The organism is Bradyrhizobium sp. 197 (genome assembly GCF_023073375.1).
In the GTDB taxonomy this organism is placed as follows: Bacteria; Pseudomonadota; Alphaproteobacteria; order Rhizobiales; family Xanthobacteraceae; genus Bradyrhizobium.
The window spans coordinates 1-11,113 of the sequence record NZ_JADPJJ010000036.1 but is presented as its reverse complement, the minus strand read 5'-3'; the positions used below and the strand labels follow the sequence as shown (position 1 = coordinate 11,113).

At 64.0% G+C, this 11,113-nt stretch carries 9 protein-coding genes; 4 read left to right on the top strand and 5 right to left on the bottom strand.

Features of this window, described 5'->3' with window-relative positions:
• Positions 1 to 239 precede the first annotated feature (239 nt).
• Complete coding sequence (locus IVB27_RS09035) at positions 240 to 2,003, bottom strand: ABC transporter ATP-binding protein/permease (RefSeq protein ID WP_247443000.1); 1,764 nt, start codon at positions 2,001 to 2,003, stop codon at positions 240 to 242.
• 316 nt (positions 2,004 to 2,319) lie between these two features.
• On the opposite strand from IVB27_RS09035, the gene IVB27_RS09030 reads away from it, so the two are divergent.
• The gene (locus IVB27_RS09030; protein WP_247343650.1) at positions 2,320 to 3,984 is read left to right on the top strand and encodes an L-lactate permease; all 1,665 of its coding nucleotides are present in this window, start codon (positions 2,320 to 2,322) and stop codon (positions 3,982 to 3,984) included.
• A 132-nt stretch (positions 3,985 to 4,116) separates the two neighbouring features.
• Entirely contained in the window at positions 4,117 to 4,515 is a 399-nt protein-coding gene (locus tag IVB27_RS09025; RefSeq protein ID WP_247442998.1) for an META domain-containing protein, read from the top strand.
• A gap of 58 nt (positions 4,516 to 4,573) precedes the next feature.
• On the opposite strand, the gene IVB27_RS09020 is transcribed toward IVB27_RS09025, so the two are convergent.
• The 3 genes from IVB27_RS09020 to IVB27_RS09010 all read right to left on the bottom strand — a co-directional run bounded on the left by IVB27_RS09020 (position 4,574) and on the right by IVB27_RS09010 (position 8,053).
• The gene (locus IVB27_RS09020) at positions 4,574 to 5,785 is read right to left on the bottom strand and encodes a hypothetical protein (RefSeq protein ID WP_247442996.1); all 1,212 of its coding nucleotides are present in this window, start codon (positions 5,783 to 5,785) and stop codon (positions 4,574 to 4,576) included.
• A 202-nt stretch (positions 5,786 to 5,987) separates the two neighbouring features.
• Positions 5,988 to 7,613, bottom strand: coding sequence for a chaperonin GroEL (gene groL / locus IVB27_RS09015; protein WP_247343639.1), 1,626 nt, complete (start codon positions 7,611 to 7,613; stop codon positions 5,988 to 5,990).
• Between the two features lie 143 nt (positions 7,614 to 7,756).
• On the bottom strand, positions 7,757 to 8,053 hold the full coding sequence (locus IVB27_RS09010; RefSeq protein ID WP_247343636.1) for a co-chaperone GroES: 297 nt from the start codon (positions 8,051 to 8,053) through the stop codon (positions 7,757 to 7,759).
• A gap of 332 nt (positions 8,054 to 8,385) precedes the next feature.
• On the opposite strand from IVB27_RS09010, the gene IVB27_RS09005 reads away from it, so the two are divergent.
• Positions 8,386 to 8,907: a hypothetical protein gene (locus IVB27_RS09005; RefSeq protein ID WP_027520433.1), complete on the top strand. Its 522-nt coding sequence runs from the start codon at positions 8,386 to 8,388 to the stop codon at positions 8,905 to 8,907.
• Between the two features lie 159 nt (positions 8,908 to 9,066).
• Here the strand turns inward: IVB27_RS09005 and IVB27_RS09000 are convergent, their stop codons facing one another.
• Entirely contained in the window at positions 9,067 to 9,849 is a 783-nt protein-coding gene (locus IVB27_RS09000) for a protein phosphatase CheZ (RefSeq protein WP_247343631.1), read from the bottom strand.
• 313 nt (positions 9,850 to 10,162) lie between these two features.
• On the opposite strand from IVB27_RS09000, the gene IVB27_RS08995 reads away from it, so the two are divergent.
• Positions 10,163 to 10,963 carry a L,D-transpeptidase gene (locus IVB27_RS08995; RefSeq protein WP_247442994.1) on the top strand — a complete coding sequence of 267 codons (801 nt, stop codon included), beginning with the start codon at positions 10,163 to 10,165 and terminating at the stop codon, positions 10,961 to 10,963.
• The last annotated feature ends 150 nt before the right edge of the window (positions 10,964 to 11,113 follow it).

The window sequence follows — 11,113 nt, the reverse complement described above, 5'->3', positions numbered from 1 at the left end:
GATCCGCTGGCTGAGGATTTTGTTGCGCCAAATCCTCAGCGCTCTCTTCGTGGGGCCGACGATCAATCCGGTCTGAAATTAGCGTTCTTCACGGACGACGAAACACTTGTCCCGGCCATCCACGTATACTCCCCGAGGCAAGCAAGAGCGTGGATGCCCGGGACAAGCCCCGGGCATGGCGCGCTTGCGGAGGCGGACGTCAAAACCAATGCACCAGACCGGCAGCTGCGGGGTCGCCGCTAGCGCGCCGCGCTCGGCTCCTTCTCGACCGGCGCGCCACTGTCACCGAGAACGTGGATCGCGCCGTGCTTCACCATCGTTACCTTGCGGGTATGGAAGGCGTCGAGTGTCGAGCGGTGGCCGATGGAGACGAGGGTGGCCTGTGGCAGCTTCTCCGTCAGCAGCCGGTACAGCCGGGCTTCGGACGGTTCGTCCAGCGAGGCCGTGGCTTCGTCCAGGAACAGGTAGTCCGGCGCGTGCAGCAGCGCGCGGGCGAGCCCGAGGCGCTGCTGCTCGCCCAGCGACAGCATCCGATTCCAGTGGCCTTCCTCGTCGAGTCGCTCGGCGAGGTCGGGCAGCCCGACCGCGATCAGCGTGTCCCTGACGCGTGCGGTTTCGAATGCGCCCGGCGCGGCCGGATAGACCACGGCGTCGCGCAGCACGCCGACCGGGAAATACGGGCGCTGGGGGAGCATCATCAGCTTCGCCTTTTCCGGGACGAAGATGGTGCCAGTGCCGAACGGCCAGATGCCGGCGATGGCCCGGAACAGCGTCGACTTGCCGGAGCCTGACGGTCCGGTCACCAGCACGCGCTCCGACGTCTGGATGGAGAAGGCGTCGGCGGCGACCAGCGGCGTGCCGCTCGGCAGGTTCACGCAGAGCTGTTCGAGTGCGATAGTGCGATTGACGCCGGCGGGCTCGAGGGCAATCGCCGGCTCGTGCGGCGGCAGGTTCGCGGCCGCATCGACCGACATCTCGAAGCCGTCGAGGCGCGCGACGATCGAGCGCCATTCCGCCAGCGACCGGTACGCCGTGACGAAGAACGACAGTGCGCCCTGCACGCTTGAGAAGGCGGAGGCGGTCTGCATCATGTCGCCAAGCTGAATCTTCTTGGCGAAGAAGGCCGGCGCCACCAGCACGTAGGGAAAGATCACGGCGGCCTGCTGATAGCTCGCGGTGAACGCGGTGAGGCGCTTGGTCCGGCTCATGATGGCGTACCAATTGCCGATCACGAAGCCGAAGCGCTCCAGCAGGCGGCCGCGCTCGGCGCCTTCGCCCTTGAGCAGCGCGATCTGCTCGGAGTTCTCGCGGACGCGGACGAGGTTGAAGCGGAAGTCGGCCTCATAGCGCTGCTGTTCGAAATTGAGATTGACCAGCGGCGCGCCGATCCAGTGCGTCAGCGCGGTGCCGAAGATCGCGTAGACCAGCGCGCCCCAGCACAGATAGCCGGGGATCATGAGGTCGGCGCCGAACAGGTGCAGCGGCGCGGCGTTGGACAGGCCCCAGAGGATGATCACGAAGGAGAACAGCGTCACGATCGACGAGAGCAGGCCGAGCCCGATGGTCAGGGTCTGCTCGACGAAGTTCTTGACGTCCTCGGTGATGCGCTGGTCCGGGTTGTCGGCCGCATCGCCCTTGAGCTGCATGCGGTAATGGGTGGCGCCTTGCAGCCATTCGCCCAGATAGTGCCGGGTCAGCCATTGCCGCCAGCGGATCTGGAGCCACTGGTTCAGGTACAGCTTGTAGACCGCCAGCGCGATGAAGGCGGAGGCGAGGCCGACGAAGATCCAGATCTGCGTGACGAAGGCATCCCAGTCGCTATTCTGGAGCGCACTGTAGAACCGGTTCTGCCATTGGTTTACCAGGACGTCGATCGCGACCAGCGCCAGCTCCATCGCGATGACAGCGGCGAGCAGGCCGCGGCCGGCCCATTTGTCCTCCGATCGGAAATAAGGGGCGGCGATTCGCCAGACGATCGCGAGCGTGGCGCGGATGTTCTTCACAGAGCTGGGTCTCCTGAGGGGATGTGCACAACTGCCCGGGGCCAAAGATTTGGGGCGCGACGGCGGAAATGGGCGCGCTTAGACTAAAGTCGCAGGTTCTGCAATTTGCGTTGGCTTGTCGCAGCTTGCAACCCTAGCATGGGCCTCAACGGCGCGGGGTGGGGTGCTTCGGGATTTCGCGGGCTTGTGAGCGGGAGGGGAACCGCTGCATTCGCGAGGAATTCGCGTCCAACTCGGCGGTTATCGCTTCAGCGTCGAGCAGGATCGGCTGTCCACGCGGGCCGCCTGCCGCACACATGCGTGGGGGAGGAAGACCATGTGGAATCAAGTCTATGACCCGTTGCACAGCCCTGTGCTGTCGACGATCGCGGCGGCAGTCCCTGTCGTCACACTATTGGTCCTGATCGCGAGCGGGCGCGTCCAGGCTCATATTGCGGCGATCATCGCCGTGATCGTGGCCAATCTGATCGCGATCTTCGTCTTCACCATGCCGGCCAACATGTCGATCCGCGCTTCGGTGCTGGGCATCGTCACCGGTTTCTTTCCGATCGGCTGGATCGTTCTCAACGTCATCTTCCTTTACCGGGTGACGGTGACCACCGGACGCTTCGAATTGCTCAAGCGCGCGGTCGGCGGGGTCACCGAGGATCGGCGGCTGCAATTGCTGCTGATCGCGTTCTCGTTCGGCGCCTTCTTCGAGGGTGCTTCGGGCTTCGGTACCCCGGTCGCGATCACCGGTGCCGTGCTGATCGGCCTCGGCTTCTCGCCGCTCGCGGCCTCCGGCCTGTCGCTGATCGCCAACACAGCACCGGTCGCCTTTGGCGCGCTGGGCACGCCGATCCAGGGCCTCGCTTCGGTCACCGGGCTCGATCCCTACATCCTCGGCGCGATGGTCGGACGGCAGTTGCCGATCTTCTCACTGATCGTGCCGTTCTGGGTGGTGTGGGCGTTCGCGGGCTGGAGGGGCATGAAGGACGTGTGGCCGGCGGTTCTCGTCACCGGCGTGTCGTTCGCAGTCCCGCAATTCGTGATCTCGAACTTCGTCAACCCCTGGATCGTCGACATCGGCGCGTCGCTGATCTCGATGGGCGCGCTGATCCTGTTCCTGAAGGTGTGGCAGCCCAGGCAGCTCTGGCTGTCGCCGGCGCTGCGCAGCCGTGATGAATCGACCTCCACCATGGCGGCCGCAAAACCCCTCGACAAGACGCCGCTCACCCAGAGCGAGATGTTCAGCGCGCTGCTGCCTTGGATCATCGTCTGTATCGTGATGCTGATCTGGGGCAACGGTGCCTTCAAGACCTGGGCGAACTCGATCTTCACCTGGAACTACCCCGTTCCCGAGCTGCATCAGATGATCAACAAGATGCCGCCGGTCGCACCGGGACCGACGAAAGAGAGTGCGGTGTTCGGCTTCACCTACCTGTCCTTCACCGGCACGGGCATGCTGATCGCGGCGATCATCTCAGGCTTCCTGATGGGCGTCGGTCCTGGCCGGCTCTTGACGGAATACGGCCGCACCATCCGGCTGTGCGCGATCTCGCTGATCACGATCTCGGCGATGCTCGCGATCGGCACGCTGACGCGGCTCTCCGGCGTGGACGCGACGCTCGGCCTCGCCTTTGCTGCAACCGGCGTGCTCTATCCCTTCTTCGGCACGCTGCTCGGCTGGTTGGGCGTGGCGCTGACGGGATCGGATACCGCTTCCAACGTTCTGTTCGGAAATCTTCAGAAGATCACCTCCGAGCAGCTTGGCCTGTCGCCGATCCTGATGGCGGCGGCAAACTCGTCCGGCGGCGTGATGGGCAAGATGATCGACGCCCAATCGATCGTGGTCGCCTCGACCGCGACCAACTGGTACGGCCATGAAGGCACCATCCTGCGCTTTGTGTTCTGGCACTCGATCGTGTTGGCTTCCCTGGTCGGCGTGTTCGTGACGTTACAGGCCTATGTCTGGCCGTTCACGGCGATGGTGCTGAAGTAGCAGGCCACGCCCGGCGTCGATGCAAATCCCCGCGGAGGTCTCTCCGCGGGGATTTTTGCATGCGGGCGAAGCTTCTCATTGCAGCTGCCGTCTTATAGAAGGTGCGGCAAATCAGGTCGGTCGAGAGGTCTCATGGTTTCGCTCAAGCAGATGGTGTGTGCGGCGGTTGCGACGCTCGCGATGGCCACTGTCGCGCGTGCCGATGACGGTTTCCCGTTCGGCACCGAGATGACGCTCGAAGCACTGCCGCAGCCCGGCTCGAAGCGGATTCCGAACATCGAGATCGGCGACAATGGCGAGGTGGTGCTGGAGCTCTGGTGCAAGGGCGGCAAGGGCCAGTTCTCGGTCGCCGGCAACACCGTGATCTTCATGCCCGGCCAGATCCAGGACCGCTCCTGCCCGCCGGCAAGAGCGCAGGCCGACGACGATCTCGTAGCAGCGCTCGGCAGCGCCGAGACCTGGAAGCGTCAGGGCGACGTGCTCACGCTCGTCGGCCCCAAGCCGCTGCGCTTTCGCGTCAACGGGAATTAGCTTTCGTGTCCCGGCCCTGCAGCGCTTTCGCGCTGCGTCCGGGGCACCCTGCCTCGTACTACTTCCACACCGACTTGTCGGCGTCCCAGCGCTGGCCTTTCAGCTCCTTGGTGAGCGCCTCGACCGAACCGTTGTCGTCGGGCTGATCGCCTTCCTCGTCGGCCGTCGCTTCGTCCGAGAGATTGAGCTTGGCGCCGCTGCTCTCGTCGGCTGTCGTGGTTGCGGGGCTGCCGATCCAGAGCATGAGCTTGTCGGACGTGCCGGGTTTGTCGGGCGAGAAGAGCCCTGCAACCTCGATCGTGTCGGTCAGCTCGAGTGCCGGGAAATCCTGGTTCGGCCGCTTGAACACCAGCTTGAGCTTGCCGGTGGCCGGGTTGAAGCTTTGCGAGACCGGCTTTGCCGCGAGCGTCCTGCTCAGCACGCCAGCCACCGCGGCCGCGAGCTTGTCGCGGTTGAGCTTGTCGCCGTCGCGCCAGTCGGCGGCGGGGATGCGGATGGTGCGGTCCATCTCGGTCATGCCCGCGGTCCAGCCCGCGGTGATGATGCCGGGCATCGCCTTGAATTTCTCCAACAGGGCGCCTGCGCGCTCCGGATCGACCGACATGTTGATGGTCTGCTCACCTGCGCGCAGCGCGTCGCAGCCGACGGTGAGACTCGCCAGCGTCACCTCGACGTCCTGGCCCTTCAGGCTCTTCAGGAACTCCGTCGCGGCATCCAGCTTGACCTTGACCGCAATCGCTTCCGGCGAGACGTCGGTGAAATCCTTCGGCTGCGGCGTGATGCCGTCGTCGGAGGTCTGGTTGTCCAGGAATTCCTTCTCGCTGAGATCGGAGTTGTCGGGAGAGGTGACCTCGGTCACGGCCTGGCCAATGCTGATCTGGCCGCGGAATTCGAACGTGTCTCCAGCCTGTTTGCGCAGCAGTTTGACGGTGACGGGCGCTTTCGCGCCGAGGCTCTGCGTCGTACCCGTCAGGTTCTGGCCGGCGACCTGGAGATTGACGACGAAGCGGTCCTTGCGGTCGGAATTCTTCGCGACCGGATAACAGACGTCGAGCACGGCTGCGGTGACGGTCTTGCCCTGGCGTGTCTCCTTCAGGATCACGTCGGCATTGCCGTCCATCAGCCCGTCGATCGAGGTGAAATAGCGCGTCTCCGCGCCGCTGGGCGCCGTAGCCTTCGGCGACAGCTTCATCTGGGCGGATGCGACCTCAGGCGAAACTGCAAGCAGAGCCGCCAATAAAACTGTCGGGCAAACCAGAAGCGCGCGCATCGACGAAATCCCCGGGCAATGGGGCATGATCCGGAAAAGTGTGAAGCGGTTTTTCCGATCAGATCATGCCCAAACAATTCGAATCGGGCGTTACCGTAGTGGGTTTTGGGCGCCGGTTGAATTGGAAAGCACAGGCCATGATCGGCAAAAAAGAAGGCCGCCCGGAGGCGGCCTTCGCAACACTGTCAGGCGAGGATCGGCCTTAGAAGCCGCCCATGCCGCCGCCCGGCATGGCGGGCGCTTCCTTCTTCGGTGACTCGGCGACCATGGCCTCGGTGGTCACCAGCAGGCCGGCGATCGAGGCGGCGTCCTGGAGCGCGGTGCGGACCACCTTGGCGGGATCGATGATGCCCTTGTCGACCATGTCGACATAATCTTCGTTCTGGGCGTCGAAGCCGAAGGTCTCGGACTTGTTCTCCAGGATCTTGCCGACGACGATCGAGCCTTCCACGCCCGCGTTCTCGGCGATCTGGCGAAGCGGAGCTTCCAGCGCCTTCAACACGATGTTGATGCCGGCCTGCACGTCCGCATTGGCGTTGGTGAGACGGCCGACGGCTTTCTTGGCACGGAGCAGCGCGACGCCGCCGCCGGGGACGATGCCTTCCTGCACCGCGGCGCGGGTGGCGTTGAGCGCATCCTCGACGCGGTCCTTCTTCTCCTTGACCTCGATCTCGGTGGCGCCGCCGACGCGGATCACCGCGACGCCGCCGGCGAGCTTGGCGAGGCGCTCCTGGAGCTTCTCACGGTCGTAGTCCGAGGTGGTCTCCTCGATCTGGGCCTTGATCTGGCCGACGCGGGCCTCGATCTCGGGCTTCTTGCCGCCGCCCTTGACGATGGTGGTGTTCTCCTTGTCGATCACCACCTTGCCTGCCCGACCCAGCATCTTCACCGTGACGTTCTCGAGCTTGATGCCGAGGTCTTCGGAGATGAGCTGACCGCCGGTGAGGATCGCGAGGTCCTCCAGCATGGCCTTGCGGCGATCACCGAAGCCCGGCGCCTTGACGGCGGCGACCTTCAGGCCGCCACGGAGGCGGTTGACGACCAGGGTGGCCAGCGCCTCGCCCTCGACGTCCTCGGCGATGATGACGAGCGGCTTGCCCGACTGCATCACGGCTTCCAGCACCGGCAGCATGGCCTGCAGGCCGGACAGCTTCTTCTCGTGCAGGAGGATGTAGGCGTCCTCGAGCTCGGCGGTCATTTTCTCGGGGTTGGTGACGAAGTAGGGCGACAGATAGCCGCGGTCGAACTTCATGCCCTCGACGATCTCGACTTCGGTCTCGATCGACTTGTTTTCCTCGACGGTGATGACACCCTCGTTGCCGACCTTCTGCATCGCCTGGGCGATCATCTTGCCGATGGCGGTGTCGCCATTGGACGAGATGGTGCCGACCTGGGCGACTTCGGAGGAGGCTGCGACCGGCTTAGCGCGCTTCTGGATGTCCTTGACGACAGCGGCAACCGCGATGTCGATGCCGCGCTTGAGATCCATCGGGTTCATGCCGGCAGCAACCGACTTGGCGCCTTCGCGCACGATGGCCTGGGCCAGCACGGTCGCGGTGGTGGTGCCGTCACCGGCGAGATCGTTGGTCTTGGAGGCGACCTCACGGACCATCTGGGCGCCCATGTTCTCGAACTTGTCCTCGAGCTCGATCTCCTTGGCGACGGTGACGCCGTCCTTGGTGATGCGGGGCGCGCCGAACGACTTCTCGATGAGGACGTTGCGGCCCTTCGGGCCGAGCGTCACCTTGACGGCGTTGGCGAGAATGTCGACGCCGCGCAGCATGCGATCGCGCGCGTCTCCGGAAAACTTGACGTCTTTGGCAGCCATGGTCTGTAATTCCTCTTGTTTCGTGATGTGTCTGCCGCTCAGCGTCGCAAGTCCGGAGTCCGGAATCGAACCCGGCGGAATGATGGATGCCCGGATCTCAGGGACCCGGGCATTACATTCAGCGGCTGTTCAGGCTGATGGCCTTAGGCCATGACGCCCATGATGTCCGATTCCTTCATGATCAGGAGATCTTCGTTGTCGATCTTGACCTCGGTGCCCGACCACTTGCCGAACAGCACGAGGTCGCCGACCTTGAGGTCGATCGGGGTCAGCTTGCCGGCCTCGTCGCGGCCGCCGGGGCCGACGGCGACGATTTCGCCCTGGGACGGCTTTTCCTTGGCGCTGTCCGGAATGATGATGCCGCCCTTGGTCTTTTCCTCGGCGTCGATACGTTTGACCACGACACGGTCATGCAGCGGACGAAATTTGGATTTAGCCATGACGTTTCCCTTTGGAGGCTCGCTTCGGATGTAGCGGAAGTGGATGGGGCGGCGCTTCCCGTCCACCCTCTTGCCGAGGATCGGACGGCGCGCTTAGCAATCGGGCTTTCCGAGTGCTAATAGTGCGCCCGGAAATATGGCTTGGCCGCGATCCTGTCAAGCAAAGGTGGTTAAGCGATTGGTGAGGCCGATATAGGATTGTGTCTACAGAAACCTATTGGTCGCGCTGGCGTATAAAGGACGTCATTGCTCCGACAGCGGTTTTGCGCTTGGCTGCAGGCGGGATGCGGTCGAAGTCTTGTTTTGGGGGGCAGTTTGCTCGGGGGAATGTCATGATCAGTTCAGCTCACGCACGCACGGTTGCCAATCTGGCGGCCGCCTCTTGCCTGGCGCTGCTGCTTGGCGCCTGCGGCGGCGGCATGAGCCTGCCGTCGTTCTCGTCGTCCTCACCGCCGCCTGAGGCCGAGCCCGGGGCCGGCCCGGAAATGCCGGCGTCGATCCGCGCCGACGAAATCGTCGGCCGCTGGGGTCTCGCCTCGTTCCAGAACCCGGCCGACCGCGCCCGCACCGAGGCTGCCGCCCGGGCCCAGTGCAAAAATCCTTACGTGATCACCGCCGGCTCCTCCGGCGGCGTCATCATGCATCTCGCCGACCAGGCGACGCCGCAGGAGCTGCGGCTGAAGGGCTCGCCCAGCGGCAAGAACTATATCGGGCCGGCGGGTCCGACACCGGGCGAGCAGGACCGCGAGATCGTCTCCTTCGACGGCCGCGTCCTCATCACCCGCTTCATCGACAAGGATGCCGCCACCCGCTACGGCAACATGGTCTACGTCCGCTGTGCGCCAAGGGCGTGATCGGGGCGCCGGCCTAGCCACTCGTCATTGCGAGGAGCGAAGCGACGAAGCAATGCAGGCTGCTTCCGCGGACAGTCTGGATTGCTTCGCTTCGCTCGCAATGACGAAAAAAAACGCCGGCTTGCGCCGGCGTTTTGTTTTTCAGAGTGTCGCGTCTGCTCAGTCGAACAGCGCGTCGATGTCGTCCTGCGAGGCGTGGCCGACGTCGCCGGCGAGCTTCGGGCCGTTGAGGAGTTTTTCGTCCTCGCTGCGGGTGTCAGCGGCCGGCGCGGGCACGTGGGACTTGATCGCGTCGACGCCGCCCCAGATCTCCATCATGGAGTTGATGTGCTGCTCGATGAACTTCATCGTGCTCATGACCTTGCTGATGCGTTGGCCGGTCAGGTCCTGGAAGTTACAGGCTTCGAAGATCGAGATGACGCGTTCCTGGATATCGTCGGCGAGCCGTTTCTGCTGATCGGCCGATTGCACCTTGGACATCGCGCTGGCCGCTTGGTCGATCGACTCGGCGGCTTCGAGGATCTGCTGGGTCGCCTGTTCGGTGCCGCCGACGACCGCGCCGAGCTCGCCATTGACCTTGGCCATTTCGCCGCCGTCGAAGCTCTTGCCGTGCAGCGTCGCGATCTCGCGCTTGGTACGGTCGATGGCGTCGTGGATGAGGTCGAGCTCGACCTTCAGCTTCTCGCACTGCTCGATCTGCGCCCGGTAAGTATCGAGCATGGTACGAGCTTCGGAGAGCTCGTGAGCGGTGGAGGCGTCGATCGCCGCCATGGCCGCGCTGCCGGACAAGGGCGGAGTGCCCTTCGCCATCTGTGCACGGATCGCACGCAACTCGGACATGATCTCGCTATGCATCGGCGGAGCCTCCTCAATCATTTCGGGGCTTGGCATCTCGCCGACAACAGCCTCTTCGACACGAAAACGTTTGCGGTGAATAGCCATCAAGAACTCCCCCCACCTCACTCACGCGTCGTTTTAGGCAGAAGCGATTTAACACGAAGTTCACAGCCGGAACTGTCGTGCGGTCGCGTGCGACGGCGTGAAAACCTGCAATTAACCATGCGTGCGCGCCGTTCACCGAAAATAAACGCTGATCGCCAAATTGCCCCGCCGCTCGCGACGTGGTGAATCGAAACGCCGGCTCCGTTTACCAAACGAAACGGCTTTTGCTCTTTATTGACTACGTCGAGGGCGCGGATCAGCCAGATGCGTTCGACGGCGAATGTAACTAGACGAAACAGTACAGAGTACGTCGATGTTCAAAAAGATGTCTGTCGCGCTGCTCGGCAGCGCTTGCACCTTCATGGCCGGCGCCAACAGCGCCAGCGCCTTCGATAATAGCGTGCCGAACGATCCGCCGGCGGTACTTTACCAGCCGCAGGTGCCGCCGGCGCCGGTGCGCGTCGCCTCCAACGCGAACATGGGCGGCGGCTTCATCGAGTTCATGTTCGGTGACGGGCCCGGCCGCGGTCCGGCCTATGCTCCGCAGCAGCCGATGTATCAGCAGCAGCCGGGCTATTACGACCAGCGCCGCCTGCCGCCGATGGGCGAGCCGCAGATGCAAGGCGCTGGCGTGCAGCCGGAGGCGGTCGATCCGCGGCAGCGTCAGTTCGATCCGAGATTCGAGAAGCAACTTGTTGACTATAGCGGCAACGAAAGTGTCGGCACCCTGGTGGTCGATACGCCGAACAAGTTCCTCTATCTCGTCGAGGGCAACGGCAAGGCCATGCGCTACGGCATTGGCGTCGGACGTCCCGGCTTCACCTGGTCCGGTGTGAAGTCGATCACGGCCAAGCGCGAATGGCCGGCCTGGACGCCGCCGGCGGAAATGATCGCTCGTCGCCCCGACCTGCCCAGGCACATGGAAGGCGGCCCGGAAAATCCACTCGGCGCCCGCGCGATGTATCTCGGCTCCACGCTCTACCGTATCCACGGCTCCAACGAGCCCTGGACCATCGGCACCAACGTCTCTTCCGGCTGCATCCGCATGCGCAACGAGGACGTCATCGACCTCTACGGCCGCGTCAATGTCGGCACCCGGGTCGTGGTGATGTAGGCGCATCGCGCTCGAAACTAAAACGGCCGCCTCGTGGGCGGCCGTTTCTGTTGTGTGCCGAGTATGAACGACAGCTTGGAGGTGGAAGTCCTCTATCCAGCCTGATGGCGGCGAAGGATTAGCGAAGCGCAAGGGCGTCATCGTGAGGTG

Bases quoted from the DNA above. Each gene is read 5' to 3' on its own strand.
- IVB27_RS09030 (WP_247343650.1), top strand. From the start codon at position 2,320: ATGTGGAATCAAGTCTATGACCCGTTGCACAGCCCTGTGCTGTCGACG.
- IVB27_RS09025 (WP_247442998.1), top strand. From the start codon at position 4,117: ATGGTTTCGCTCAAGCAGATGGTGTGTGCGGCGGTTGCGACGCTCGCG.
- IVB27_RS09020 (WP_247442996.1), bottom strand. From the start codon at position 5,785: ATGCGCGCGCTTCTGGTTTGCCCGACAGTTTTATTGGCGGCTCTGCTT.
- groL (WP_247343639.1), bottom strand. From the start codon at position 7,613: ATGGCTGCCAAAGACGTCAAGTTTTCCGGAGACGCGCGCGATCGCATG.
- IVB27_RS09010 (WP_247343636.1), bottom strand. From the start codon at position 8,053: ATGGCTAAATCCAAATTTCGTCCGCTGCATGACCGTGTCGTGGTCAAA.
- IVB27_RS09005 (WP_027520433.1), top strand. From the start codon at position 8,386: ATGATCAGTTCAGCTCACGCACGCACGGTTGCCAATCTGGCGGCCGCC.
- IVB27_RS09000 (WP_247343631.1), bottom strand. From the start codon at position 9,849: ATGGCTATTCACCGCAAACGTTTTCGTGTCGAAGAGGCTGTTGTCGGC.
- IVB27_RS08995 (WP_247442994.1), top strand. From the start codon at position 10,163: ATGTTCAAAAAGATGTCTGTCGCGCTGCTCGGCAGCGCTTGCACCTTC.